This window comes from Streptomyces sp. MZ04, assembly GCF_004684775.1.
In the GTDB taxonomy this organism is placed as follows: Bacteria; Actinomycetota; Actinomycetes; order Streptomycetales; family Streptomycetaceae; genus Streptomyces.
The window spans coordinates 17,029-42,698 of sequence record NZ_SRIC01000041.1; the positions used below are offsets into that span (position 1 = coordinate 17,029).

A 25,670-nucleotide genomic window follows, 5' to 3' on the forward strand; every position below is an offset into this window, starting at 1 on the left:
CCCGAGTCCCGCTTGAGGTAAGGGGCGTAGCTTGATTGCGACCACTACAGTCTATGCAGGGAGTTGATCGCATGAGTGACCTCGTTCGTCTGCCGGGTGAGGGGCACAAGCTGGTCACGAAGGCGCAGGAGGTGACCTTCAAGGCCACCGGGGAACAGGGCTCCTCCGCGTCCATCTTCGAGGTGGTCGTGCCGCCCGGGTTCGACACCGGCGGCCACTATCACGAGCAGTCGGAGGAGTTCTTCTACATCCTGGAAGGGGAGTTGGAGCTGCTGGCCTTCGAGCCCGCCGAGCGTACGGACGACTGGCTCGACTGGGAGTCCGTCGACGGCGACCGGGTCGTACGCGCCCCTGCGGGCAGCAGCATGTTCGTGCCGCCCAACACGCCGCACGCGTTCCGCAACGCCACGGACAAACCGGTGCGCATGCTGTTCCAGAGCTCTCCGTCTCCCGAGCACGAGCACTACTTCGAGGAGATCGCGGAGATCTGGTCCGCCGGCGACTCGGTGGATCCCGAGGCGGTGAAGCGCATGCGGAGCCGTTACGACGTCAAGCAGATCACGCCCATGCGGTTCGAGCCGCCCGTCGCCGCCACGGCAGCGGCGAGCGCTTCCTGAGCATCTCGGTGAGGCCGGGCCGGTCCCCTCTCGGGCACCGGTCCGGGCCGGCCGCACGACGCGATCGAGAAGGTCACACGCACGGAGGCTCGTCCACGCGAGTTTCGCCTCGGCGGCCCGCCTCCAGGCCCTCGCCGACGGCGTCGACGCGTGCCCGCACTGCCGACAGACATCATGGTTACGGTGTTTGACGGGGTGCGGGTGCCAGGGAGCGCAGGACGTCGAACTCGTTGCCCTCGGGGTCTGCCATGACCACCCAGTTTCGGTCCGGGCCCTGGCCTACGTCCGTCGTGGTGGCGCCGAGGCCGAGCAGTCTGGTCACCTCGTCCTCGGTGCTGCCGTCGATCGGGCTGACGTCGAGGTGAAGCCGGTTCTTGACGGTCTTGCCCTCGGGCACCTGGATGAACTGCAGGGTGGGCGGCATCTGGCGGGCCCGGACATCCTCGACGGTCGGCACCCAGGAGCCGATCTCGACCTTGCCCTCGCTCCGGTCGATCACCTTGAAGTCCAGGACCGCGCACCAGAAGTCAGCGAGCCTCTCCGGATCATGGCAGTCAACGGTCAACTCGGTGAACCTACTTGTCATGACTCTCCCAGCCAGCGCGGATGGCGCTCAGAGTATGCGGCCTGTCCGACGGATCCGAGATCGAGTCCCGGGCTTGGCCCCAAGGCCACGCCCTGACCCCGCCGGCTGGAGTTGGAGGGTCTGGCCGAAGGGCGCCCGGGGCTCAGGACGTGAGATGCAGCGCCCGGGCCACATCGGAGGTGGCCGTCGATGTCTCCAGCGAGTGGTAGCCCTCCGGGATCGACGCTTGTGGATCCTTCAGGCCGTTGCCGGTGACCGTGATGACGATGCGCTGGGCAGCGGGCACGCGGCCCGCCGCGTGTTCGGCGAGCAGCCCCGCGACGCCGACCGCTGACGCCGGTTCCACGAACACGCCCTCGTGGCGGGCGAGCAGGCGGCAGGCAGCGAGGATCTGCTCGTCCGACACGGCGGAGATCTGGCCGCCGGACTCATCACGGGCCGCCAGCGCGCCGTCCCGGGACGCCGGGTTGCCGATCCGGATGGCGCTGGCCACCGTCTGGGGAGCCTCGACGGTGCGGCCGAGAACCAGCGGGGCCGCGCCCGCCGCCTGGAAGCCCCAGATCCGCGGGCGGCGCGAGGCTCGTCCGGCCTTCTCGTACGCCGTGTAGCCGCGCCAGAGCGCGGTGATGTTTCCGGCATTGCCGACCGGCAGGCAGTGGAGGTCGGGGGCATCGCCCAGTACGTCGACGATCTCGAAGGCCACGGTCTGCTGGCCCGCCAGGCGGTGGTCGTTGGTCGCCGAGTTGACCAGAGCCACCGGATGCTCGGCAGCCAGTTCCCGGGCGACCCGCAGGCAGTCGTCGAACGTGCCGGTCAGCTCGACGACTTCGGCACCGTACTGCACCGTCTGAGCGAGCTTGCCCAGCGCGACGGCACCCTTCGGGACCAGGACCACGGTCCTGACCCCGGCCCGCGCGCCGAACGCGGCGGCCGAGGCGCTGGTGTTGCCGGTCGACGCGCACACCAGCATCTCGGTGCCTGCCTCGACCGCCTTGCTGACCGCCACTGTCATGCCGCGGTCCTTGAACGAGCCGGTGGGGTTGGCACCCTCCACCTTCAGCCACACCTCGCAGCCGGTGAGCCCGGAGAGGTGGGTGGCCCGGATCAGCGGTGTGTTGCCCTCGTGCAGGGTCACGACCGGGGTGCGGCTGGTCACCGCAGGCATCCAGGCCCGGTAGGCGTTGATCAGGCCCTGCCAGGCATGGACGACCGGCTGTACGGCCTCAGATGCGTTCACAGAATCTAGAGTCACGATTGTTACTCTAGCTCAGCCCAGAGTGCCCTTGCGTAACATTTGTTTCATGAGGTGGCTGCTGGTCGCCCCGTACGATCAAGCACCATGTCGTACGACTCAACCCGCCGTCCGGACCTGGTGACGACGCGGCTCAGCGAGATGTATCCCGAACTGCCGCGCGGCGAGCAGGCGATCGTGCGGGTGCTCCTGGACGACTATCCCTTCGCGGCGCTCGGCTCGCTGCGGTCTCTCGCCGACCGGGCCGAGGTCAGCCCGCCCACCGCGTCCCGGCTCATCGCCCGGCTCGGCTGGAGCAGCTTCGCGGATTTCCAGTCCTCCGTGCGTGCACAGAGCAGGGAGCACGACCAGTCGCGGCTGCGGGAATTCGTCAGCACCACTCCCGCCGCACCGAACCAGGCCGCCGAGGAGCTGCTCGCCGGGCTCAGCGGCACGGTTGAGGCCGCAACCGGATCTCTCCTCGACCGCATCGGCGCGCTGCTCGCCGGCGCCGGCGGCGTCTGGGGGATCGGCGGACCGCTCAGCGAACTCGCAGCCGACTACCTCGTCCGCCAGCTCTCCGGTCTGCGTCCGCGCGTGCGCCAGGTGCCGCACGGGACAGCCGCCCGGGCCAGGGTTCTGGTCGACATCGGCCCACAGGACCTGATCGTGGCCTACGACTTCCGCCGCTACTCGCAGAGCGCCGCGCGCTTCGTCCGAGCCGCCCGGGCGCGAGGGGCACGGCTCGTGCTGGTCACCGATGCCTGGGAGTCGCCGATGGCCGCAGACTCCGAAGTGCTGCTGCGCCTGCCCAGGGAAGCAGCGGGCCCGATCGCCCCCCTCACCCACATCGTGGCCGTCACCGAGCTCGCCCTGGTCGCCACGGTCTCCCACCTGACAGGCTCTGCAGACCGCCTGGAGGAACTGGACGGCCTGGCCGCGGAACTGGAACGGCCCGACGACGCCCCCTGACCTCACTCACAATCGGTCAGGGATGGCAGGTTGCGGTTTCCGCACAGCAGGTTGGCGAGCATCGCACCGAAGCCGCCCTTGTACTGGCCATAGGGCCGGGGCGGATACAGCGGGCGGTCGCGCGGTCCGAGATCATCGAGGAGAGTTCGGTCTCCGAGATGCCGGACGTCGCAGACAGCCATGTGGCATCCAGCCGACGGTGATTCAGAAGCCGGGTCAAGAGCACGCCGAAGCCTGGGTGATTCGCCACGGTGAGCATCCTCCCGCCTCAGGCGCTCGGGGCAGGATGCAGCCCCGTCACCTCAGCCGAACCGCAGGATCCGCGGCGCGAACGTGCCCTCAGGGCCGTCGGCCCGGCCGACCGACCACACCGTTGCCGTGCCCGGCACCGGTGCCAGGCGCAGCGCCCAGGAGCGGCCCTCCCCTGCCACCGCCGGTTCGGCGTACTCGGTGAACGACTGTCCGTTCCAGGCCAGGAAATCCGGCCCGGGGACGAGGGGAGGATTGCTGCCCGGTGGGCCCCACTTCTGCGAGCGGGCCACCGCGACCCAGCCCAGCTCGCCGGACGTCGTAGGTGCCAGTGAGCTGATCGAGCCGAAGTCGGTGGGCACCGTGACCCGGCTCCACGCCTGTCCGTCGAAGCGGGCCAGCAGGGGCGGGATCGGCTTGCCCGGTGGGCCGCCGACGAATCCGGCCGTGCCGCCCGCCCACACCTCCGTGGGAGACACGGCGAGCACACTGCTCACCGCCGAGCGCGGGAACCCGCTCACTATCGTCTGCCGCCACGCCTGCCCGTTCCAGTGCGACACCGCCGCGCCCGAGTCCGTGGCGCCCGCCGCCCAGACGTCGTCGGCCGCCAGGATGTGCAGGCCGTACACGGACCCCGGCGGCACCGGCACGTCCCGCCAGCCGTGCCCGTCCCGGCGCAGCAGTACCTGCGCGCCGTCCCGCGAACCGATCAGCCAGCTCTCACCGCCGCCCGTGACGACCTTGGTCAGTACGACACCGCGTGGCGGGCGGCTCTCGTTCCACGCGGTGCCGTCGAAGCGGAGCAGGTGGGCGCCGCCCGCCGAGTCTCGGCCGACCGCCCAGACCGCCGTCGGTGAGGTCGCGGCTATGGACAGCAGCTCTCCCTGCCAGCGGATCCCGGGCAGGCTCTGGCGCTGCCACGCCGTTCCGTCCCAGCGCAGCACCAGCGGGAAGCCCGGCGCCTCGCGGCCGACGGCGTCGGCACCCACCGCCCACGCCCGGTTCGGCCCGAACGCCACGGCCTCGTTCAGCCCGGCCTGTGGGCGTACTTGGGTCGGGACCGGGACGTGTTGCCAGGACTGAGGGTCCGCCGCAGTCGTGGTCGTGACGGTCACCATGGTCATGGCGACAGCCAGCGCCGCGACGAGAAGTCCGCGTGCCCTGGGAAGTCCGCGTGTCATGGTCAGCCTCCCCGCCGCTCGCTCATCAGGTTTGGTTTCGAGCCGTAGATCTCGGCCGTCCCGAAGGACAGCAGTGACGAGCCCGCCTTCGTCAGTGCGCGCGGTTTGACGTCGATCGCGTTCGTACGCTGTGGGCCGTAGGAGAAGGTGGTGCGGGAGCCGTCCACCCGCGCGTACTTCGACTGGAACGCGCGGTCGCTGCGCACCGGCAGCCACAGCGCGCCGTCGGGGCCGCGCACCATGGCCTCGGTGTACGTGTCGCCCAGCGGTGGGTAAGTGGTGCGCCAGGCGTGCCCGTTGAAGGTCATCAGGTACGTGCGGGACACGCCGTCGGTGTACTGGCTGCCGCCGATCGTGAGCCGGCCGGACGGTTCGAGCATGATCGTGTGTACGTTGCTGTTCGGCGGCAGCTGCACCTTCGCGTCCCGCCACGCCGTGCCGTCCCGGCGCAGGACGGTGGTCCCGGTGGTGGTGTCCGCCCAGGCCCAGGCGTCGGTGGCCGTACGCGCGGTGATCCCCATCAGGAACAGCACACCCTCCGGGGTGGACTGCGTGGTCCAGCCGGAACCGTCGTAACGCAACACCTTCAGCCCGGTGTCGTCCTCGCCGACCACCCACGCGGCACCCGCTACCGCGGTGAAGTCCTGGTAGGTCCACAGGGTCTGCGGCAGCGGGACGGTACTCCATCCTCCCTCCGGCGACCGGCGCAGGATCTCGCCCGATCCCTCGCGGTTGTGGAAGATCCACATCTCTTCGCCGACGAACTGCACCTTGCCGAGCCGGCCCGGCTCACCGGCGCCGGGGAAGGTCACGTCCCGGCTCCACGCCGTGCCGTCCCACCGGTACAGCATCGGATGCAGGCCGTCGGCGGCATGCTCGTACCCGGTCGCCCATGCCTCGCCAGGACCGCGGGCGGCGAGATCGGACACGGTCACCGGCGGGGCCGCGGCCGGCACCGGCAGTGCCGACCAGCCCGGCGGCGTCACGGCCGCGGCCGGGGACACCACCGCGGTCGGCGACACCACCGCGGCACACGCCATCACCAGGCAGAGAATGACCGCACGGAGACCGTTCACGAGACCCCCCAGGGCGTGAAGGTCGCACAGCATATTGGCATGCTCACGACGGTGACCAGGCGGCATCCGGCCGACCACGGCTTCTCGACAGGCGCCCACATATAGTTCGCGGGTGTTTGCGCGAATACCCCACAGATTCGAATTCGCCGCCCGGCGTCGGCGACAGGTGATCCTGTGGGCCGCCGTGGGTGCGGTGGCCCTTGGGTTCCTCATCGCCCTGGAGATCGCCGCGCGTCGCTACGGCGGCGTACCGGGGCCGATCACCAACCAGGCGCGCGAGGTGATCTTCCCGCCCAAACCGGGGCCGCTGTACGGCGGTCTGGCGTTGATGATGGTGGTGCTCACCTGGCGGCAGCGGTTCATCGCGGCCGGTGCCGCGGTCGGCATCGACCTCGTCTTCGTGCTGGTGCGGTGGGCGGTCGGTGCCGAGGTGCCCGAAGGGCAGTTCTTCGGCAACGGCGCGTTGTGGGTGATGCTGGGCTGTGCCGTCATCGCGATCACGCGCCGCACCGGCAAGGAACGTGTCCTGCTGCTCAAGGGCGTCGGGCTCGGCCTGCTGCTCGTGGCCGGCCGCAAGACCGGCGACACGTGGCTGCTCATCACGGCGAAGACCCGCCCGACCGTGCTCGACCCGTACGTCGCGGTCGCCGATCACGCGCTGGGCAACCCGTCGTGGCTGGCAGGCCGCATCCTGGAGGCCAGCGGCCCGTTCGTCCCCCATGTCATCGACCTGGTCTACGCCCAGCTCGCCGTGGCCGCGATCGTCGCCGCCCTGTACCAGCTGCGCAACGTGACGGCCGACGGCCGCTTCCCGCGCCACCACCTGGTGCGCACCTTCCTGGTGATCGGCCTCGTCGGTCCCGCCTTCTACATGATCTTCCCGGTGGTCGGGCCGATCTTCGCCTACGGCCCCGGCACCTCCGGCACCGGCGGCGTGCAGTGGGCGGTGGCCGACCTCTGGCCGCACACGCCGCCGCCGGTCAGCGCCCCGCACCCGGTGCCGTACGACGGGATCACCCCGCGCAACTGCATGCCGAGCCTGCACACGGCGTGGGCCACCGCGATCTTCATCCACTCCCGCAAGGGCCCACGACTCCTGCGGTACGCGGGCGCGTTCTGGCTGACCGCAACGCTCTGCGCGACGCTGGGGTTCGGCTACCACTACGGCGTGGATCTCGTGGCCGGTGTGGTGTTCGCGCTCACCATCGAGGCGGCTCTGCGCGCGTACGACCGTGGCTGGGACCGGTCGGGAATCCAGCTGGTCGCTCACGGCACGGCGGTCTTCGCCGCGCTCCTGGCGTCGTACCGCTATCTGCCGATGGAGATGGCCGAACACCCCTGGGTGTTCGGACCACTTGTTCTGCTGTCGATGGGCTCCGTGATCTACAGCTACGTACGGACCACCAGATCGTGGGAGCCGAAGGCCGCCGCACCCGCACTCCGACCGGAGCCACAACCCGAACCGGTGTGAGTCCTACCGCTGTCCTACCGCTGTCCTACCGCTGTCCTACCGCGACGTCTTCCCCGTCTCCGTCACCGGCCGGTCGTGCCGCAGGTCGTCGAAGAGCCGGGCCGACCTCTTGGCGTCCCACTTCAGGACGTTGCCCTTGGGGGTGGGGACGCCGATGCCGGACACGGGTACGTTGATCTGCTTGCCGTGTCCGGACGACACGCTCTGCACGGCGCGGAACATCCTGCTGAGATCGCGCAGGCTCATGCCCTTGTCGACGATGAGTGTGTCGAGCCCGGCCTGCATGGCCGGGCCGATCTCCAGCGGGTCGAAGAGCGTTCCGGGGCGTGCGGCCTGGTGGGCGAGGGTCGACAGGAATTTCTGCTGGTTCTTCGACCTGCCCAGGTCGCCCTCCTTCTCCTGGTGCCGCTGGCGGACGAAGGCGAGCGCCTGCTTGCCGTTCAGGCTGTGGCAGCCCTTGCGCAGGTCGGCGCCCGATTTCTCGTCCTTGATGTCGCGGTCCAGGCACATCCGTACGCCGCCGATGGCATCGACGATGTTCACGAAACCGGCGAAGCCGATCTCCGCGTAGTGGTCGATGCGCAGGCCGGTGTTCTTCTCGACGGTGTGCACGAGGAGTTCGGGGCCGCCGTAGGAGAAGGCGGCGTTCAGTTTGTCTCCCTCGGGGCGCTTGGTCTTGCCCGTCGATGTGTCGAGGCGGCCGGGCACGGTGACCCAGGAGTCGCGCGGCAGGCTGACCATGCTGGTGCCGTTGGCCCCGGTGTGCAGCAGCATCATCGAGTCGGTGCGCCTGCCTCCGCCCCCGCCGGCGTGCAGGTCCTTCACGTCGTCCTCGGAGAGCCCGTCGCGGCTGTCCGAGCCCACGACGAGGTAGTTGGTGCCCTCGCCGGGCGGCGGCCGGTCCCCGTACGCGCCGAGGTCGACGTCACGGTTGAGCCGGGTCTCGGCCCAGCCGTACGTGCCGCCCGCCGCGACGACCACGACGGCCAGCAGGACGAGCACTGTCCGCCGCAGCCTCCTGCGCTTCTTCGGCGGGGCGTGGGCGCGCCGGGGGCCGTAGCGGGAGCTGGGGCGTTCGGCGAACCGGTCGCGCGTGGCAAGCGGGTCTGTCATGGTCAACTCCCTTGCAGGCTCTGCCGCGCCTCTTCGCGCGGTGCTTCGAGGAGATACGGATCGGCGGTTCCGGTGCGCTTCATGCTGTGCCACTTCAGGCGGGTGCCGAGCAGCGCCGTGGCGACGGAGTGGATGACCACCAGGTACATCAACTGCCGGTAGACGAACTGCTGGAGCGGAAGCACCCACAGCACGCGCAGCCGTTCGCGGTCGAGCCGCAGCGCGTACGCGGCGGTGACCAACTGGACGGAGAGGAACCCGAACCAGACGAGCGCGGCTTCCACGGGGTCGCGGAACAGCGCCCCGAACAGGGCGAACATGTCCACGACCGGTGCGCACAGCGGAAGGACGATCTGGAACAGCGTGACGTACAGCAGCACGCGCCGTCCGAAGCGTCCGGCGGGGCCGACCTCCTTCACGGCGTGGCGGTGCTTCCACATCGACTGGAGGGTGCCGTAGCACCAGCGGTAGCGCTGGCGCCACAACTGGCGGACGGTGCTGGGCACTTCGGTCCAGGCGACCGCCGATTCCTCGTAGACGACGCGCCAGCCGGCCCGCCAGAGCGCCATCGTGAGGTCGGTGTCCTCGGCCAGGGTCTCGTCGCTGACGCCGCCGACGCCCATCAGCGCGTCCCTGCGGAAGGCGCCGATCGCCCCCGGCACCGTCGGCATGCACTCCAGGACCTCGAACATCCGCCGGTCGAGATTGAATCCGAGTACGTACTCCAGGTGCTGCCATTTGCCCATCAGGCTGCGCCTGTTGCCGACCTTGGTGTTGCCGCTGACCGCGCCGACCGCCGGGTGGGCGAGCGGCTGGACGAGCCGGGCAAGGGCCTCGGGTTCGAAGATGGTGTCCGCGTCGACCATCACGACGATGTCGTGCCGGGCGTGTGCGAGGCCGGTGTTGAGGGCGCTGGGCTTGCCGCCGTTGGGCTTGCGGATCACCGTCACCCGTGGGTCGTCGATCTCCTCGGCGATGTCGGCGGTGGCGTCGGTCGAGCCGTCGTCGATCACGATGATCTGCAGGTGCGGGTGGGTGGAGGCGAGCAGCGAGTACACGGTGGAGGCGATACCGGCCTCCTCGTTGTACGCCGGTACCAGGACCGTCACCGGGTCCCGCACCTCGCGCAGCCTTGGCGCGCCGGGCCGGTACCGGCGCAGCCTGCGCACGTGGATCCGGGCGAACACCGCGAACAGCAGCATCCGCAGGACACCGAGCACGCCGGTGAGGGTCAGCGTCCACACCATCACGGTGAGGAAGGCGTGCCCGAGCCGCTGCGACCAGATCAGGCCGTCGCCCTTGATCTCCTGGGCGACCGGTACCTCGTGGACGAAGGAGGGACGGCCGAGGCCGCCGCTGACGGTGGTGAACCACTTCACGCTGCGGTCCCGCAGCAGGTCCTCGGCCTCGTGGTAGCCGAGGTCGGTCTGGCTGTGCTGCGACACGAGTCCCCGCCACGGCTTGCGGTCCTTGTGGTCCGACGCGACCACCAGGTATCCCTGCTCCGCCGCGCGCTTCGCGGCAGGCCACTGCGGGCCGCAGAGCGTGTCCGCCGCCGTGGTGTGCGGCAGCCTCAGCAGGCTGGTGCTGATCCCGGCCGCGCCCGCGAGCGCGCTCTGGGTGAGCGACAGTTCGAGGCGTGCGCGCAGCGGCGACGCGACGCCGAGGTCGCCGCCGCTGTAGGTGTACGAGCCGATCTCGTGGCCCTCGTACAGGATCCGCCGCATCAGCTTCGGATGCCGGGCCGCGTCCTTCCCGTACACGAAGAAGGTCGCCCGCGCGTGGTGCCTGCGCAGCAGGTCGAGCAGGCGCGGCGTCCACACCGGGTCGGGCCCGCCGTCGAAGGTGAGCGCGACGGTCCGGGGCGGCATGGCCGCGGTGGTGACCCCCTTCGGGCCGAACCGCAGCAGCGGCTTGCCGTCGTCCGCCTCGCGCGGGATCGGCCGGGTGCACGGCGGCTTGGTGCGCGCGGCGTCGACCTGGTGGGTCGTCCAGCCCTCGAAGAGGAGGGTGACGGCGACCACCAGGAGGACAAGGAGGAGGACGAGCCAGTGTCCGCGCGGCGGGCGGCGGACAGCGGAACGCCGGGTCACTGCTTGAGGCCTCCGGCCGGCGGGGCGGATCTGCCGGTGTCCTGGCCGGACGGCACCGGTCCGTTCGTGCTCGGCGGCTGTGTGCCGACGGGCTGCCAGAGGCCGCCGATCAGCGTGCCGAAGAGCAGCAGATACCCGAGGCAGGCGCAGACCACGGCCAGCGCCATGCCTTGCAGGGTCCGCCTGCGCCAGCCCGACTGGTCGATGAAGACGGGGAGTTGGGGCGCGGGGCCACCGCGCGGACGCCGCCCCGTCGGGGGCATGCGCCGCGTCATGTCCCGCCCTGCCTGCTCGGCGTGCTCCGCCCTGCGGGCAGGGGGTACGGGCGACGAGCGCCCGTCGTGGGGTGTGCTGGCTATGTGGGGGATGCCCTGCACTGGTGCTCCTGATCTGCGGCCGCGCACGCGCGACTCTTTGTATGTGGGGGGTGCGGACCGGGGCCCGCGGTACTGCTCGTGAGACGCCAGAAGCCGCATCCCGGTGCCCTGCGCGCACGGAGGGTTTCCGTACGCGCGCATGCTCTGCGCCCTTCCCGGGTGGGGCCGGGAAAGCCGCGTACGCATGGGCCCTCACAAGGGCCGGGAGGCCAGGGGGCGGCCGTCAGCCGTCACGCGGCCACCGACCCTACTAGGACGGGCGGTGTCGGGCATCCCCGGACAGCTCGACTCCCCGGCTCAGCTGCCCCTCTTGACCCTGCCGCGGACGGCGAGCGCGGCGAAGCCGAGGAGCACCGGCTCCGTGAACCGGGACGCCATCTCGATGTACCCGCCTGCCGTCGTCAGATCCTGGCCGCTGGAGCGGAACACCACTGAGTTCAGGGTGGCGTCGAGGGCCTGCTCGAAGCGATGCGTGGTGAAGCGGGCGCCGGTCGGGTTCTTCGGATCGGGCTTGTCGAGCACGGTCGTCCACTCGCCGTCGACCTTCTCCCGCGCGATCTCCTGGCGCGGGGACTCGTCGGGCAGGCCGAAGCCCATCATGAGGACGACGGTGGTGGCCATGGCGACGGTGAGCCAGCCGATGGCGCGGGCCGCCCGGAGGCCGTAGCCGGAGAGTGTCCAGTAGGCGGTGAGCAGGGCGCGCTCGGAGCGGGGGATGTCGTCGGCGTGGCGGCGCATCTCCATCTCGCCGTAGTAGAAGTCGGCGGCTCCGGGCTCGTGCTTTCCGTCCTCGAACGCCTTCCTCAACTGCCGGTACACCGGTGCCAATGCGACGGGCTCGAGCACGTCCACGCCCTCGGGCGCGGGCGACCAGCCGTCGGCGGCGATACCGCGGGAGGCGCGCCAGTGCTGTTCCTCGGCCAGAATCCGGCGCGGCGTCCAGCGCACGGGCAGCCGTCCGCGCCAACGGACCCCGGCGGGCGGGCGGCACAGGGTGTAGCGGCCTTCCAGCCGGAGCTGATCGAGGTGGAAGGCTCCCGCGAATCGGCACAGGGTGAGGTCGACGTCGGAGAGGGACAGCATGGCGCAGTCGACCCCGCGAAGGGATGTGACGCTGAGCCCCGACCGACTCCAGGTCAGCCCGGACCCGTCGACGACTAGGGGGGCGCTGAAGTCGAAGGGAGCGGGGTGTGCGGTGACGGCGATGGGGAGGGTCAGGACGGCGTCGGTGAGGTCGAGGACGGCGTGGCGGAGGCGCAGGGTCGCGGTGGATCCCCATTGGGTGCGTACGCATCGGACGTGAGCGGCGGCGGCTTCGACGGTCACCGGTCCGGCGAACACGGCCCGGGACAGGCTCAGCGTTCCCTGGCAGGCAAGAGGCCCCAGTGACTGGGCGTCCTGGAAGGTCGCCCGATGGAACGAGGCGTTCCCGGTGAAGATCGCGCTGTCGAACTCGGCGGTCCCGGTGAACCTCGTCCCCTCGAATACGGCATCCGCGAAGGCCACCCGCTCGAAATCGACGTCGGTGGCGAAGGTCACCCTGTCGAACCAGGCGAGCCCGGTGAACTTCGCCCACCTGAACCGGGCATCCGCGGTGAAGACCGCCTCGCTGAATCTGGCGTCCCCGGCGAAGTCCGCCCCGAACAAGGCGTCCCCGAAGAAGGTCACTCCGTCGAACCGGGCGTCGTCGGCGAAGGTCGCCCGGAAGAAATCCGCCTCCATGGTGAAGGTCGCCCCGTCGAACACCGCGGTCTTGGCGAAGGCCGCTCCCTTGAACCGGGCGTCACCGGTGAAGGTCGCGGCGTTGAACCGGGCGTCCTCGGTGAAGGTCGCCCTGCTGAACCGGGCGGATCCGGCGAAGGCCGTCCCGTTGAAGCGGGCGTCCTGGGTGAAGGTCGCGTCGTCGAACCAGGCGTCCGCGGCGAAGTCCGCCCTGCCGAACCAGGCTTCCTGCGCGAAGGTCGCCCCGTTGAACCGGGCATCCTGAGCGAAGTTCGCCCCGCCGAACCGTGCGTACCTGGCGAAGATCGCCCCCTTGAATCTGGCGCGCCCGGTGAAGGTCACCCTGTTGAACCAGGCGTCACCGGTGAACGTCGCCTCGTCGAACCGTGCGTCCCCGAGCCGGGCGGCATCGGTCCCCGGATCACGCAAGGCCGCGAGCAGGCCATGCAGCACAGCCCTGTCGAAGGTCGTCCCCCGGTGGTCGACATCGGCGCCCGCCCGCAGCCCGGCGAAGTAGCCGGCGCGATCCGTGGGTTCGAGGTGGGCGAGACATGCCGCGTGTCCAGGTACGTGGATGCCACGGCAGCCCACGTCGTCGGTGTCGGGGTCGGCTCCACGTCCGCAGTGCGGCCAGTCCGGCGGTGTCGACAGGGTCATGAGCCGATCACATCACGCGGCTGATGGCCTCATCGGGGGAACCAACACACGTGCGGATGGGGCGAGTTGCGGCATCCTGCCGATGGGCACCACCGCTCACGACGGGGCCCTTCGACGTACTCCGCGCCAATCGGCCGCCTGCCCGTCCGCTGCCGGGAGTTGGACCTGCTCGAGGACGACTACGCACGGCACCTGGGTCACGGCGGCGCCGTGCCGCGGCCGCTGGTCGCCGACGACCGCGACGGCACGGTCGTGCACGTCACCTCGCTCACCAAACCCGCCGCACCGAGCCTGCGGATCGGCGCCCTTGTCGCCCGCGGACCGGTGATGGAGCGCATGCGGGCGGTGCGCCTGGTCGACGACTTCTTCGTCACGCGCCCGCTCCAGGCGGCCGCGCTCGAAGTGCTCAGCTCCCCGTCCTGGGACCGGCACGTGCGCTCGCTCGGTACGGCGCTGCGGGAGCGGTGCGCCGTGCTGGCCGCCGCGATCGCCGATCACGCGGAGCTGACCGAGGGGGCGCGTCGGCTGGGGGCCGCGGTTGCCGACCAAGAAGATCAGCCCGGTCGACCAAGGAAACCAGCGCGGTGACCAAGAAAATCAGCCCGGTTGAATTGGTAATCAATTGGCGTGGCCAGAATTTCACCCACCCAGAATGAGACCCTCCCCCTCCCGGAAATACGTTGAACTCGACAGTCACATGACAATGGCAAGAATCAATCGCCATCGAGCCGCTCCGTCCGCCGAATCGAAGCGTCACCCCTTGCCCGCCCTGGGGAACGTATCCCGCGCCTCCGGATCACGGCGTTCGGCCACCTGTCTCAAAATGGAGTACGTCCCATGACATGTGGGGTACCTGTGAACACAGTTGTGGCCAAGAGCAATTGAGAGGCCGTCAGTTGGCATACACACTTTTCGGACAGACCATTGAAAGAGTCACCGATCCGAAACATATGGCTCTACGGTTGCTCCTCGTGGGGGGAATCACGAGGGGCATGAGGGGGGAGAAGCCGAACGTGCGGGAGTGGCGTGAGAACCGGGGGGTCCGCGCCGCTCTGTAACACCAAAGGCTGTTCCTTCGAGGGGGAGTTCTGTGCGGTCACCGCTGAACGCGGGCTGCCGGAACGGATGTTGCTGCCCGGCTTGACCAGCCGAGGCCGTCACATCGGCACCGCATCGGCATCGAAGTCCTTCTGCCCATCGGCATGCTCGAAAACTCTGGAATCTGCGCAGGTTGCATGCGCCCCACGATCATGTCGGGCACCACAGGGACTTTTTGAAGGGGACCCTCGTGACGGAATCTCGGCCGAACAATCCCGCTTCCGACGGGAGCGGATTACTGCTCGACGCGTTTGACGCCCAGCTGTTCCGGGAGTCTTCCGAAACCGCCCTTGCGAAGCTGGAGAAACACCTTTCCGATCTCTCGATCAGGGGCCTCGAACTGACGGATCCGGCGCTGCTCTCGGAGGCTGCGCGGGGCCTGATGACGACGGAACGCGAGAGTGTCGCGGCGTTCGACGAGGAGAAGCTGGCAGGGATCATCGACCTGTACATCAGGACCGGCATCCAGGTGCACTCGCCCGGATACATGGGCCGGCAGTTCTCCGGCGTCGTACCGCTCGCCGGCGTCATCGACTTCGTGAGCTCGGTGATCAACCAGCCCGCCTCGTTCTACGAAGCGGCCCAACTGCCCAACGTGGTCGAGCGGATCATGGCCGACGAGCTGAACCGGTTCATCGGCTGGGACCCGGCTCGCTTCGCCATGGTGACCACGTCAGGGGGGTCGCTGGCCAACCTCACCGCGCTGCTCGCGGCCCGCAACCAGAAGCTGCCCGGATTCTGGGCGCACGGCGGCTCCGCCGTGCGGGGACAGCCGCGGCCCGCCATCGCGGTGGGCGCCGACGTGCACTACAGCGTCGCGCGGGCGGCCGGCGTGATGGGCATCGGCGAGGCACAGCTCGTGCGCCTTCCGCTGAATCCGCAGGGGCAGATCTCGGTGGCCGACGCACGCCCGGCCCTGGCGGCGGCCGAGCGGCAGAACCTGAAGGTGTTCTGCCTGGTCGCGTCGGCCGGCAGTACGTCGGTGGGGGCCTTCGACCCGATCGACGAACTGGCGGAAGTGGCCAGGGAATTCAATCTCTGGCTGCATGTCGACGGGGCGCACGGCGCGAGCCTTCTGGTGTCGGACACGCTCCGCGAAAAACTGCGGGGAATCGATCAGGCGGATTCCCTGACCTGGGACGCGCACAAAATGATGTTCGTGCCCGCGCCCTGCACGATGCTCTTCTACCGGGACAAGGAGACAAGCCGCAACGCGTTCCGGCAGAAGGCCAGTTATGTGTTCGACGAGGAGCCGGACATATACACGGCGTACGACAGCGGCGGAAAGAACTTCGAGTGCACGAAGCGTCCGATGATCATGACCTTGTGGACGCTGTGGGCCATGTACGGACCGGCACTTTTCGCGGAGAAGATCGATTATCTCTGCCGGTTGACGGAGGAGGCCCACGGAACCCTGCGGGCCGATCCCGACTTCCAGACGCTGCACCGGCCCGAGGCGAACATCCTGTGCTTCCGGTATCACCCGGCAGGAATCAAGAAGGAGGATGTGCACCGCCTTCAGATCGCCATCCGAAATCGCGTCAAACTCCGGGGAAACTTCTTCATCTCCAAGGTGAACATCGATGGGGTGGCCGCACTGCGCGTGGTCATGATGAACCATCAGGTCACCGACGGGCACTTCCGGATGCTGATCTCCGAGATCAGGGCTACGGGACAGGAACTTCTCGCGGAACTTCTCAACAGCGAACCGGGAACAGAAACAGCTTAGAGGGGATGGATGTTGAGTACATCGCACGCTCCACAGGCCACACATGTTCCACCGACCGCCACCGCGCCCGGCGGCGCCACCGAACTGGCCCATTGGCTGATCCCCGACTGGGAGCTACGGCCCGAATCGGTTGAAGCCGTAACCGTACTTCCCTCGTTCGCGAGCAAGCTCCAGGAATGCGAGCGGGTCTGCCAGGCGCCGTACAGCGAGGTGGCGCACGAGGTCCAGGAAGCGCTCGTCCTGCGCCGTCTGCAGCAGATGGTGAACACGGTGATGCTCAACCCCCTCTGGCGCGACCGGCTGCGCGGCGCCGGCACCGTTCACGCCCCCGAGTCGTACGAGGCCTGGCAGCGCATCCCGCTGTCCGACAAAGACGTACAGCGCGACTTCTTCATGGAGTCACGGCCCGGCCTGGTCGTGCCGCTCACCCATGGCGAGTTCGAGGTCGTGGCCAGCGGCGGCACCAGTGGCGGCCGTCCGCTCGAAGTCGTCTACTCCCTGCGGGAGTTGAAGGATACCTATGAGATCGCCGGGCGTTTCATGGGCGCCTATCAGCTGGCCGAGCATCTGCGCGGCAGCGACCCCAAGTGGCTGTTCACCACGCTGGCCGACTACCAGATGTGGAGCAGCGGCACCATGGTGGGCGGCGTCCTCCAGCACGTGCCGGGCGTCAACTACGTCGGCGCGGGCCCCGTGACCGCCCCCGTCCTTGAGCACATGTTCTCCTACAAGGGCCCCAAGGCGCTGATGGGGATCTCCGCCGGCATCGGCATCCTGAGCGAGCTCGCCGCGGGCATGCGTCAGGAGTCCAGGGAGAGCTTCCGTGTCGCCCTGTACGGCAGCGGGGTGCTCTCGCAGCGCAAGCGGGTGGAGCTCCAGGCGCTGTTCCCGAACCTGTCGATCCTCAGCTACTTCGCCGCCACCCAGGCGGAGACCATCGGGCTGCAGCTGGACGCCGCATCGCCGCATCTGTCCGCGGTGCCGGGCCTGCACTTCATCGAGATCGTCGACGAGAACGGGCGCTGGGTCGCGGAGGGCGAGGAGGGCGAACTCGTCGTCACCCGGCTGCACGCGCACGAGGCGCCGCTGCTTCGCCTGAAGTTGGGCGACCGCATGATCCGGCGGCGCAGGACCGAGGGGCCCGGCCTGAAGACCCAGCGGTTCGAGTTCGCGGGCCGCACCGGCGATGTGCTGCACATCAACGACAGCCAGTACTCCGCCGCGCGGGCCTACGCCTCGGTGCGCGACGAGCTGCGGGCGGTCGATGCGGTGGACCTGGACGCGGTGGCGCACGAGGTGCAGTTCGTGAACAACCGCGAGGGCAGGACCATCACGCTGTTCGCCTCGGTCGACGACGTACTCGGCCTGACGTACCGGACGGACACGGCCCTTGGCCCCTACGGGGTCCAGCAGGTGTTCGTGAACGCCCTGCCGCGCTCGCTGTCGCTGTTCAACCACGGCGAGGCGAACCCCGCGTCGATCGAGAAGACCGGCTACAGCTTCCAGCTCAAGTTCGTGCCCCGTCTTTCGGCCGAGATCGAGCGGACGGCGGTCGGCAAGGTCCCACTGGTCCGGGATCGGGGCTAGCAACCAGCAGTGCGAGAGCAGAAGGAGTGAGGATGAAACCGCAAGTGAACATCGTCGCGGTCGTGGACGTCATCGGGGCGCTTTCGGGCAGCACGCTGCTCGACGGGAACCTCTGCATGATCGACGACGGGGCGGACAACAGCGCCCACCAGGGGACGCCGAACCTGTGCACCGTCGTCAAGCCCGGCCAGGTCGTCTCGTGGTCCGCGCTCGCCGTTGACCTCCAGACGCCGGTCGAGATCAAGAACATCTCGTTCGTCGCCGCGGACCGGTCCGCCGCCCCGGCGCAGCCGCCCGCGGGCGAACACGCCGTCGAGGGCGACAAGCTCGACCTCGACGTCTGGACCGGCGTGGTCCCCAACTGGCTGACGCCCGGCGTGGCCTACCGCTACCGCCTCGAGCTCCAGATGTACGAGGGCACCAACAGCGTCATGCACGTCGATACACCCGCGTTGATGTGTCAGTAGCAGCCGTACAGCGACGGCAAAGGCCGGGAACGACGACGAAGGCGGAATCATGCCCCAACAATTGGCGATCATCGTGCTCGTGGACGTCGGCAACGCGCTGGAGTCCCAGTCACTGGACGGCAACACCTACCTGTTCGACAACATGAAGCTGCAGGGTTCCGAGAACCAGGGAACCGGCGAGCTGGTCACCGCCATCAACGGCTCCTACTGGCGGGACGGCTCGCAGGCCAGCGAGCAGGTCCTCAACTGGCTGCCCTACAGCCTCGGTTCGATCCCGCCGACCGTGCCCCGCGGCTATGAGGCCGACCGGGCGCGGCAGAGCGACGAGAGGGCGCTGGCCGACCTCCAGGACCTGGCGACCAAGTCCTCGGTCGCAGGAACCGACCAGGCCGAGCAGCTCAGCCAGATCCGCAAGACGGTCGGCGCCCGCGTCAAGACCACCCGGCGCACCAGCGGCCGGATGTCCGGGCAGAAGATCCTGGACGTCACCGGCAAGATCGTCACCGAGGAGAACTCGGCCGCGTACACCTACCCCGCGCCGGTGATCACCGACATCTACGGCGAGGCGGTCGACTCGAAGATCATGTATCCGGCGGAGTACGGCTCCCCGGACCTGGTCACCGACGGCTGGTACTGGTCGGCGACGGTCGACACCTCGCGTCCCGGTACGTACTCGTACGTGATGCGGATCCAGCTGCACAAGCTGGTGGGCGTCAACGGCGAAATGCGCTGGGAGGCGGTCAACCTGACCTGCCCCTCGACTCTGAAGATCACCGCGGAGCCGCGGCGCAACGCCTTCACCAAGGCGGGCATGGGCATCCTGCCCATTCCTCCGGGCGCGGGCTCCGACGTCCACTGATCCGGCCAGGGCTTCAGCACGAAGCAAGAAGGAGGAGCAGATGACCACCAAGCCGAGGCAGCGGGAGAGCTCCGCGAAGCGGCCCATCTCCATCACCGCCGTCGTGGACTGCGTGGGCGCACTGGCGGCCGGCAACATGCGGGGCCACCTGTACATGTACGACACGAACAAGGCCGCCGGGTCCGCCGGATTCGGCAGCGAGCAGCTGCGGACGCACGCGAAGAAGGGGGACCAACTCCTCTGGAACGCGCTGGCGTTGGAGTGCGAGGCGTATGTCTCCATCGACGACATCGTGATCGACAGCGACGTCTGCGAGCCGGAGCGGAAGGTCTATCCGGGCACGGACGTCACGTACTGGATCGGGACGCTGAAGAAGGACGCGGCAGACGTGTCCTACCAGCTCAAGTTCAAGCTGGGCACGAGGGACGAGCCGATCGCCACCAGCCTGCCGTCGTCCCTCGTCGGTTAGGGCCTGTCATGGCGGCGTACGCGAAGGAGGAGTGTTGACCAGCAGCGTGCAGCAGAAGCAGAACCCCGGGCAGCTGAACTCGGTACAGCTCAACATCGTCACGCTCATCAATATGGAGCGGGCGACGGAGACGGGCTCCCTGAGTGACGCGATCTACATGATGGACAACAGCATCGGCGGCCGCGGGCAGGGCACTTCGTCCCTGGAGACCGTGTGCAAGCAGGGGCAGGTCCTGAACTGGATCGTGCGCCCGCTCGACATGGAGAAGCGCCCGGACGGCACCTGGCCCCCCATGCCGAAGATCAACAACATCACGTTCCTCGACACCGAGCTGGGTGACGAGGAGGACGTGGCCGAGCGGAAGATCTTCACCGAGCTGAAGATCTACGGGATGCCGGACCGCATGCGGGACCCGTTCACGCCGGTCTACTACTACTGGGCGGGCACGGTACTGAGCACTGCCAAGCCCGGCGTCCACCGCTACCGGCTCGTGATGGAGCTGGAGCAGGAACGCAAGAAGGAGAAGCTGTATCTGAACACGGCGATCCACCCGTCGATCAGGATCCTCGGCGTGTGACGCGAGCGCATCTGTGAGGCCCCTCCGGCGGGCGTGTTCCGCCGGAGGGGCCGCTTGGGCACAGGGCCGGTTCTCGGGCTGGCGGTCATGTGCCACCGGGCGTAGAGAGAAGAGTTCACCCCTGGGAGGCCGGCGTGGACAGGACCATCGACAAGGGAACGTTCCAGGACGCGTTCAAGAACCGGGCAGTCGTCATCTCCGGGCTGCCGCGGGGCACGGTGCTCCGGCTCGCCACGGAGGCCAACGCCGCGGCGGGCCCGTCCGACGCGGCCCTGCGCACGAAGGCCGAGTTCGGCGTGCTGTACGACCTGCTGCTCGCCGAGCAGGCGGACGCGGCGGCGGACGGCCGCCTTGCGCTCCTCGGCGTGGACGGGCGGGTCACCGCGATCGGGCAGCTGGTCGAGACGCTCCTCAACTCCACTGAGAACAAAGAGGAGTTCTTCGCGCAGGACATGTATCAGGTCAATGTCGCCGGCTGGCCGCAGGGCGTGCTGACCGCCGACGAGGTGATGGTCGCGCCGCCGGGCGCCCGGCTGACCCTGGCCAGGAGCACCACCCCCGGCGACACGCTCCTGTCGACCGGCGCGTTCTCGATGGTCAACAGCGGCAACATGACGGCCCACGCGCCCAAGCGGTCCTGGAAGGTCGACCTCGAGATCGGGGAGAGCCAGGACCGGCTCTACGGCATGGAGCGGGTCAACCTCAAGGCGATGTACAACGACCCGTCGCAGATGCGCGAGGCCGTCGCCTGGCGGCTGCTCGACCGGGCGGGGATTCCCGCGGCGCAGCACACGTACGCGACGTTCTCCCTCAACGACCGCTACATGGGCCTCTATTCGGTCATCGAGCAGGTCGACAAGAAGTTCCTCAAGGACCACTTCGGCAAGAACTCCGCGGGCAATCTCTACAAGGCGTACTGCGGCGACGTCGGCTGCGCGACGCTGGAGCACCGCACCGGCACGGGCGGAGGCGACGACGGCCGCCAGTACTTCACCGCGGGCAGCGTCGATGACGACCGTACGTACCGCCTGAAGACGAACGAGGACGACCCGGCCGCCAACACGTACGACGATCTCGCCACGCTCATCCGCGCGGTCAACGGAGTCCAACTGCCGGGCGGGGACGACCGGTTCAAGAGTGACACCTTCCGCGCGTCGGTCGAGCGAGTGCTCAATGTCCGCGCCTTCCTGCGCTGGGCGGGCGCCAACGTCCTGCTCGGCAGCTGGGACAACTACTTCGCCACGCCGTCGAACTACTACCTGTACAACTCGGGCCGGCTCGGCGACCCACTGGGCTTCACCGGGCGCCCGTACTTCACCCTCATCCCCTGGGACTACGACAACAGCTCGGGCATCGACTTCTTCGGTACGAAGTGGCAGTACACGGACCTGCTCGACTGGCCCGCGATGACCCGCGACTACTGCCGGATCACACACGCCCCGCACGAGGTCTCGCGCCTGCCGCTCTTCACCAACCTGCTGCGGCACCATGATTTCTGCCAGTACTACCTCGACCACCTGGAGTACCTCCTGGACACGGAGTTCGGCCCGGAGCGGGTCGCCGCGCTGATCGGCGCCGAGGGTTCGGGGCGGACCGACGGTCTGTGGCAGCTGATCTCGTCCGCCGCGTACGGGGAGGCCGACAGCCCGCACGGACAGCCGTTCACCGGGCGGCAGTTCACCAACGACGAGGTGTACCGGGCGGCGTACCGCCAGTGGGAGCTGAGCCGGGGCTCGCAGTTCACCTACGGGATCTTCCACTACACGCGGATGCGTTACGACCACGCGCGGCAGCAGCTCGCCGAGCTGCGCAAGACCTATCCCAATGGCGCCAGCGGGGCGGTGTTCCCCGGCGCGATGGAGGTACTCCCCTCATGACCGCAGCCAAGAAGTCGAAGAAGGCGGAGCAGCAGGCCGGGCAGAAGGCCGATGCGCCGCGTGAACTGCGCCTGGTGAAAGAAGCCAAGATCCAGGACCTGATCGGCGACGCCGCGGGCACCCGCCTGGAGGCGAGCGGCGTCCTCTACCGCGACGGGGCCTTCCTGGTCGTCTGCGACAACCTGACCTCCTTCATACGAATCAGCAGCGAACTGTCGCCGAAGGCACCAGAGAACGGTGTCCTCACCCCCAAAGGCCAGAAAAAGACGGGGAGTTCGAAGGAGGTCGAGGGCTACGAGGATCTCGCCCACGACGAGCTGCGCGACCACTGCTTCACGCTGAGCGAGGCCGTGCCGGTCAAGCCGAAGGGCTTTCGCGGCCGCGTCCAGGAGTACGACGCGAAACTGCGCCCGTGCGGCTCCTCCTGGCTCGACTTCACGCTGACGGACGCCAACAAGGGCATGGAAGGCCTGGAGTGGGTCGAGCGGTCGGGCACCGGATACCTCCTCGGCCTGTGCGAGGGAAACCGCTGCGCCGGCGGCAAGGAGGGGCAGCGTCCCGGCGGCGGCCGCATCCAGGTCTTCCGGCACGGCGGCAAGCAGTGGGACCACGAGGCCACGATCCGGCTGCCCGCCGCACTGCCCTTCGAGGACTACAGCAGCGTGTCCGTGCGCGAGGACGGCAGGATCGCCGTCCTGTCGCAGGCGTCGTCCGCGCTGTGGGTCGGCCGCCTGTCCACGAAGAAGTGGCAGGTGGACGAGGGCACGGTCTACCGCCTGCCCACGGACTCCAAGGGCCGCACGGTCTACGGGAATCCCGAGGGCGTGTCCTGGGTCTCGGCCGACCACGTCGTGGTGGTCTCCGACCGGGCGAAGAAGGGCGCGGCCGGCGAACGCGTCCGCGCGAAGGACCAGTCGATCCACCTGTTCCTGATCCCCGGGGCGAGCTGACCTTCCAGAAGTCCCCGGCGGGGCGGCCGGGCTAGTCGGCCGCCCACATGCCGCGCACATGACCGAGATGCCGGGTCATCACCGCGCGCACGGCCTCCTCGTCGCGCTCGAGCAGCGCGTCGAGGATCTCCAGGTGCTCCTCGGCCGACGCCTCGAGACGGCCCGCGTCGACCAGCGCCTGCAGCCCGTAGAGACGGGAACGCTTGCGCAGGTCGCCGACCACCTCGACCAGGTGGTCGTTGCCGGAGAGCGCGAGCAGGCCGAGGTGGAAGCGGATGTCCGCCTCGACGTACGCGATGAGGTCGCCCTCGGCGGCAGCGGTGACGATCTCCCGTGCGACGGGGCGCAGCGCCTCCAGCGCGACAGGGTCCGCGCTCGTGGCGAGCTCCGCCGTGGTGGGGATCTCGATCAGCGCGCGGATGTGCTTGTACTCGTCGAGCTGCTTCCCGGAGACCGCGGTGACCCGGAAGCCCTTGTTCGGCACCGTGTCGACGAGCCCCTCCTTGACGAGGTCGAGCATGGCCTCGCGCACCGGCGTCGCCGAGACGCCGAAGCGCACGGCGAGGGTGGGCGCGGAGTAGACCTCGCCCGCGCGCAGCTCGCCCGCGATGAGCGCGGCGCGCAGCGCGTCCGCGACCCGCTCGCGGTAACTGCTGCGCGTCCCGCCGAGGCTCGGCAGGGCCGCGGGCGCGGCGGACGGGGCACTGCTGCTCCGGTCGGTCATGGGGCCGGTCCTCCTTGGTGCAATGTCACGTGCTGCCACGAGTATCGCAACCCGCTACAGCACGAATCCCGCGGGGAAGGGATCGTCCGGGTCGAGCAGGTACTGCGCGGTGCCCGTCACCCACGCGCGCCCGGTGAAGCTGGGCAGCACGGCGGGGATGCCCGCCACTTCGGTCGTCCCCAGAAGCCGCCCGCTGAACCGCGTACCGATGAAGGACTCGTTGACGAACTCGGTGTCCAGGGGCAGTTCGCCGCGCGCGTGCAGCTGTGCCATGCGCGCGCTCGTGCCGGTGCCGCACGGCGAGCGGTCGAACCAGCCGGGGTGGATCGCCATGGCGTGCCGTGAGTGGCGGGCGGTGGCGCCGGGTGCGTAGAGGTGGACGTGGTGGCAGCCGCGGATGGAGGGGTCCTCCGGGTGCACCGGCTCGTCCTCGGCGTTGATGGCGTCCATGAGCGAGAGCCCGGCGGCAAGGATCTCGTCCTTGCGCCCGCGCTCGAAGGGCAGGCCGAACTGGTCCAGCGGGAGAATCGCGTAGAAATTGCCGCCATAAGCCAGGTCGTACGTCACGGAACGGCCGTCGGGCAGGGTGATCTTGCGGTCGAGGGCGACGGCGAAGGACGGCACGTTGCGCAGGGTGACGGCCTTCGCCGCGCCGTCCTCGACCGCGACCTCGGCGACGACGAGACCGGCCGGGGTGTCCAGGCGGATCGTGGTGACCGGCTCGACGACCTCAACCATGCCGGTCTCGACGAGGACGGTGGCGACGCCGATGGTGCCGTGCCCGCACATCGGCAGATAGCCGGAGACCTCGATGTAGATCACGCCGTAGTCGCAGTCGGGCCGGGTCGGCGGCTGGAGGATCGCGCCGCTCATCGCGGAGTGCCCGCGCGGTTCGTTCATCAGGAGCTGCTTGATGTCGTCGCGGTGCTCGCGGAAGTACAGCCTGCGCTCGTTCATCGTCGCGCCGGGGACGGTGCCGATGCCACCGGTGATCACCCGCGTCGGCATGCCCTCGGTGTGCGAGTCGACCGCGTGCAGGACGAGTTTGCTGCGCATGTCGGAACCCTTTCGTACGTGAGCGGTGCGGGGAAGGTGGATCAGGCGAGGCCTGCGGCGACGGTCCGTTCGGTGGCGACGCGCACCGACTTCTCCTGCTCCGGAAGCAGCGGCACGCGTGGCGGACGGCAGGGGCCGCCGTGCCGCCCGACGATGTCCATGGACAACTTGATGGCCTGCACGAACTCGGACTGCGAGTCCCAGCGCAGCAGCGGGTGGAGCTCCCGGTACAGCTCCCGTGCCGTGACCAGGTCTCCGGTGACGGCGGCGCGGTAGAGCTCGACGGAGGCGACGGGCAGCGCGTTCGGATAACCGGCGACCCACCCCTTGGCGCCCGCCACCGCCAGTTCGAGCAGCACATCGTCGGCGCCGATCAACAGGTCGAGTTCCGGGGCGAGTTCGGCGATGCGATAGGCACGGCGCACGTCCCCGGAGAACTCCTTGACGGCATGGACGTACCCCTCGCCGTGCAGCTTCGCGAGGAGCTCGGGCTGCAGGTCGACCTTGGTGTCGATGGGGTTGTTGTACGCCACGACCGGGATGCCCGCTTCGGCGACCTCCGCGTAGTGGGCGATGACGGAGCGCTCGTCGGCACGGTAGGCGTTCGGCGGAAGCAGCATCACGGAGGCGCAGCCCACGTCCCTGGCCTGCTCGGCCCACCGGCGCGCCTCGGCGGAACCGTAGGCGGCGACGCCGGGCATCACGCGCTGCCCGCCGATTGCCGCGACGGCGGTCTCCACGACCTTGGCGCGCTCCTCGGGGGTGAGGACCTGGTACTCACCGAGCGATCCGTTGGGCACGACACCGTCGCATCCGTTCTCGACGAGCCAGGCGCAGTGCTCGGCGAACTTGCCGTAGTTCACGGAGAGATCGTCGTTCAGCGGGAGGGCGGTGGCGACGAGGATGCCGTGCCAGGGGCGGTGCTGGGAGGT

23 protein-coding genes and 1 pseudogene are annotated in these 25,670 nt (G+C 69.1%); 12 read left to right on the forward strand and 12 right to left on the reverse strand.

The genetic code is table 11. From position 1 onward, the window contains the following. Window positions 1–71: 71 nt before the first annotated feature. A complete protein-coding gene (locus tag E2651_RS12155) occupies window positions 72–617 on the forward strand; it encodes a cupin domain-containing protein (protein WP_135331094.1) in 546 nt (181 codons plus the stop codon). 178 nt (window positions 618–795) lie between these two features. Here the strand turns inward: E2651_RS12155 and E2651_RS12160 are convergent, their stop codons facing one another. Both E2651_RS12160 and thrC read right to left on the reverse strand, forming a co-directional pair. Next, on the reverse strand, window positions 796–1,203 hold the full coding sequence (locus tag E2651_RS12160) for a VOC family protein (RefSeq protein ID WP_135331095.1): 408 nt from the start codon (window positions 1,201–1,203) through the stop codon (window positions 796–798). 142 nt (window positions 1,204–1,345) lie between these two features. Continuing rightward, window positions 1,346–2,440, reverse strand: coding sequence for a threonine synthase (gene thrC, locus E2651_RS12165; RefSeq protein WP_280922788.1), 1,095 nt, complete (start codon window positions 2,438–2,440; stop codon window positions 1,346–1,348). Window positions 2,441–2,542: 102 nt separating this feature from the next. Here thrC and E2651_RS12170 point away from each other — a divergent pair, with 102 nt between their 5' ends. Beyond that, window positions 2,543–3,406, forward strand: coding sequence for a MurR/RpiR family transcriptional regulator (locus tag E2651_RS12170; protein WP_135331096.1), 864 nt, complete (start codon window positions 2,543–2,545; stop codon window positions 3,404–3,406). 2 nt (window positions 3,407–3,408) lie between these two features. Here the strand turns inward: E2651_RS12170 and E2651_RS12175 are convergent, their stop codons facing one another. From E2651_RS12175 to E2651_RS12185, 3 genes are all read right to left on the reverse strand, one after another. Continuing rightward, a complete protein-coding gene (locus E2651_RS12175) occupies window positions 3,409–3,588 on the reverse strand; it encodes a hypothetical protein (protein WP_135331097.1) in 180 nt (59 codons plus the stop codon). Window positions 3,589–3,708: 120 nt separating this feature from the next. After that, the gene (locus E2651_RS12180) at window positions 3,709–4,836 is read right to left on the reverse strand and encodes a hypothetical protein (RefSeq protein ID WP_135331098.1); all 1,128 of its coding nucleotides are present in this window, start codon (window positions 4,834–4,836) and stop codon (window positions 3,709–3,711) included. A 2-nt stretch (window positions 4,837–4,838) separates the two neighbouring features. Next, a complete protein-coding gene (locus E2651_RS12185; RefSeq protein ID WP_135331099.1) occupies window positions 4,839–5,912 on the reverse strand; it encodes a hypothetical protein in 1,074 nt (357 codons plus the stop codon). Window positions 5,913–6,081: 169 nt separating this feature from the next. Here E2651_RS12185 and E2651_RS12190 point away from each other — a divergent pair, with 169 nt between their 5' ends. Further along, window positions 6,082–7,383: a phosphatase PAP2 family protein gene (locus E2651_RS12190; RefSeq protein WP_135331117.1), complete on the forward strand. Its 1,302-nt coding sequence runs from the start codon at window positions 6,082–6,084 to the stop codon at window positions 7,381–7,383. A 36-nt stretch (window positions 7,384–7,419) separates the two neighbouring features. On the opposite strand, the gene E2651_RS12195 is transcribed toward E2651_RS12190, so the two are convergent. The 4 genes from E2651_RS12195 to E2651_RS12210 form a co-directional block, all read right to left on the reverse strand. Continuing rightward, window positions 7,420–8,496, reverse strand: coding sequence for an LCP family protein (locus tag E2651_RS12195; RefSeq protein WP_245238765.1), 1,077 nt, complete (start codon window positions 8,494–8,496; stop codon window positions 7,420–7,422). 2 nt (window positions 8,497–8,498) lie between these two features. Then, window positions 8,499–10,589: a bifunctional polysaccharide deacetylase/glycosyltransferase family 2 protein gene (locus E2651_RS12200; protein WP_135331100.1), complete on the reverse strand. Its 2,091-nt coding sequence runs from the start codon at window positions 10,587–10,589 to the stop codon at window positions 8,499–8,501. Further along, window positions 10,586–10,966, reverse strand: a complete 381-nt coding sequence (locus E2651_RS12205; RefSeq protein WP_135331101.1) for a hypothetical protein — start codon at window positions 10,964–10,966, stop codon at window positions 10,586–10,588. The genes E2651_RS12200 and E2651_RS12205 overlap by 4 nt, the downstream gene beginning before the upstream one ends. Window positions 10,967–11,263: 297 nt before the next feature. After that, window positions 11,264–13,345, reverse strand: a complete 2,082-nt coding sequence (locus tag E2651_RS12210; protein ID WP_135331102.1) for a pentapeptide repeat-containing protein — start codon at window positions 13,343–13,345, stop codon at window positions 11,264–11,266. Window positions 13,346–13,510: 165 nt separating this feature from the next. Here E2651_RS12210 and E2651_RS12215 point away from each other — a divergent pair. The 9 genes and pseudogenes from E2651_RS12215 to E2651_RS12255 form a co-directional block, all read left to right on the forward strand. Beyond that, a pseudogene (locus E2651_RS12215) lies at window positions 13,511–13,933 on the forward strand (PLP-dependent aminotransferase family protein); the annotation flags it as partial. A 700-nt stretch (window positions 13,934–14,633) separates the two neighbouring features. Beyond that, complete coding sequence (locus tag E2651_RS12220; RefSeq protein WP_135331103.1) at window positions 14,634–16,172, forward strand: aminotransferase class V-fold PLP-dependent enzyme; 1,539 nt, start codon at window positions 14,634–14,636, stop codon at window positions 16,170–16,172. 9 nt (window positions 16,173–16,181) lie between these two features. Continuing rightward, a complete protein-coding gene (locus E2651_RS12225) occupies window positions 16,182–17,759 on the forward strand; it encodes a hypothetical protein (protein ID WP_135331104.1) in 1,578 nt (525 codons plus the stop codon). A gap of 32 nt (window positions 17,760–17,791) precedes the next feature. After that, window positions 17,792–18,226 (forward strand): hypothetical protein, encoded by a 435-nt coding sequence (locus E2651_RS12230; protein WP_135331105.1) that lies wholly within the window; start codon window positions 17,792–17,794, stop codon window positions 18,224–18,226. Between the two features lie 49 nt (window positions 18,227–18,275). Then, the gene (locus E2651_RS12235) at window positions 18,276–19,085 is read left to right on the forward strand and encodes a hypothetical protein (protein ID WP_135331106.1); all 810 of its coding nucleotides are present in this window, start codon (window positions 18,276–18,278) and stop codon (window positions 19,083–19,085) included. A gap of 40 nt (window positions 19,086–19,125) precedes the next feature. Beyond that, window positions 19,126–19,554: a hypothetical protein gene (locus E2651_RS12240; protein WP_135331107.1), complete on the forward strand. Its 429-nt coding sequence runs from the start codon at window positions 19,126–19,128 to the stop codon at window positions 19,552–19,554. A gap of 34 nt (window positions 19,555–19,588) precedes the next feature. Continuing rightward, on the forward strand, window positions 19,589–20,131 hold the full coding sequence (locus tag E2651_RS12245) for a hypothetical protein (protein WP_135331108.1): 543 nt from the start codon (window positions 19,589–19,591) through the stop codon (window positions 20,129–20,131). A 134-nt stretch (window positions 20,132–20,265) separates the two neighbouring features. Then, window positions 20,266–22,008 carry a CotH kinase family protein gene (locus E2651_RS12250; protein WP_135331109.1) on the forward strand — a complete coding sequence of 581 codons (1,743 nt, stop codon included), beginning with the start codon at window positions 20,266–20,268 and terminating at the stop codon, window positions 22,006–22,008. Then, window positions 22,005–22,958 carry a hypothetical protein gene (locus tag E2651_RS12255; RefSeq protein ID WP_135331110.1) on the forward strand — a complete coding sequence of 318 codons (954 nt, stop codon included), beginning with the start codon at window positions 22,005–22,007 and terminating at the stop codon, window positions 22,956–22,958. Before E2651_RS12250 ends, E2651_RS12255 begins: the two co-directional genes overlap by 4 nt. Before the next feature lie 31 nt (window positions 22,959–22,989). Here the strand turns inward: E2651_RS12255 and E2651_RS12260 are convergent, their stop codons facing one another. From E2651_RS12260 to E2651_RS12270, 3 genes are all read right to left on the reverse strand, one after another. Next, the gene (locus tag E2651_RS12260; RefSeq protein ID WP_135331111.1) at window positions 22,990–23,682 is read right to left on the reverse strand and encodes a GntR family transcriptional regulator; all 693 of its coding nucleotides are present in this window, start codon (window positions 23,680–23,682) and stop codon (window positions 22,990–22,992) included. 54 nt (window positions 23,683–23,736) lie between these two features. Further along, on the reverse strand, window positions 23,737–24,738 hold the full coding sequence (locus E2651_RS12265; protein ID WP_135331112.1) for a proline racemase family protein: 1,002 nt from the start codon (window positions 24,736–24,738) through the stop codon (window positions 23,737–23,739). Between the two features lie 41 nt (window positions 24,739–24,779). Next, the coding region (locus E2651_RS12270) for a dihydrodipicolinate synthase family protein (protein ID WP_245238767.1) at window positions 24,780–25,670 on the reverse strand (891 nt) is incomplete at its 5' end.

Bases quoted from the DNA above. Each gene is read 5' to 3' on its own strand.
- E2651_RS12175 (WP_135331097.1), bottom strand. From the start codon at position 3,588: ATGGCTGTCTGCGACGTCCGGCATCTCGGAGACCGAACTCTCCTCGAT.
- E2651_RS12255 (WP_135331110.1), top strand. From the start codon at position 22,005: ATGACCGCAGCCAAGAAGTCGAAGAAGGCGGAGCAGCAGGCCGGGCAG.
- E2651_RS12155 (WP_135331094.1), top strand. From the start codon at position 72: ATGAGTGACCTCGTTCGTCTGCCGGGTGAGGGGCACAAGCTGGTCACG.
- E2651_RS12225 (WP_135331104.1), top strand. From the start codon at position 16,182: ATGTTGAGTACATCGCACGCTCCACAGGCCACACATGTTCCACCGACC.
- E2651_RS12160 (WP_135331095.1), bottom strand. From the start codon at position 1,203: ATGACAAGTAGGTTCACCGAGTTGACCGTTGACTGCCATGATCCGGAG.
- E2651_RS12235 (WP_135331106.1), top strand. From the start codon at position 18,276: ATGCCCCAACAATTGGCGATCATCGTGCTCGTGGACGTCGGCAACGCG.
- E2651_RS12195 (WP_245238765.1), bottom strand. From the start codon at position 8,496: ATGACAGACCCGCTTGCCACGCGCGACCGGTTCGCCGAACGCCCCAGC.
- E2651_RS12170 (WP_135331096.1), top strand. From the start codon at position 2,543: ATGTCGTACGACTCAACCCGCCGTCCGGACCTGGTGACGACGCGGCTC.
- E2651_RS12260 (WP_135331111.1), bottom strand. From the start codon at position 23,682: ATGACCGACCGGAGCAGCAGTGCCCCGTCCGCCGCGCCCGCGGCCCTG.
- E2651_RS12230 (WP_135331105.1), top strand. From the start codon at position 17,792: ATGAAACCGCAAGTGAACATCGTCGCGGTCGTGGACGTCATCGGGGCG.
- E2651_RS12265 (WP_135331112.1), bottom strand. From the start codon at position 24,738: ATGCGCAGCAAACTCGTCCTGCACGCGGTCGACTCGCACACCGAGGGC.
- E2651_RS12240 (WP_135331107.1), top strand. From the start codon at position 19,126: ATGACCACCAAGCCGAGGCAGCGGGAGAGCTCCGCGAAGCGGCCCATC.
- E2651_RS12210 (WP_135331102.1), bottom strand. From the start codon at position 13,345: ATGACCCTGTCGACACCGCCGGACTGGCCGCACTGCGGACGTGGAGCC.
- E2651_RS12180 (WP_135331098.1), bottom strand. From the start codon at position 4,836: ATGACACGCGGACTTCCCAGGGCACGCGGACTTCTCGTCGCGGCGCTG.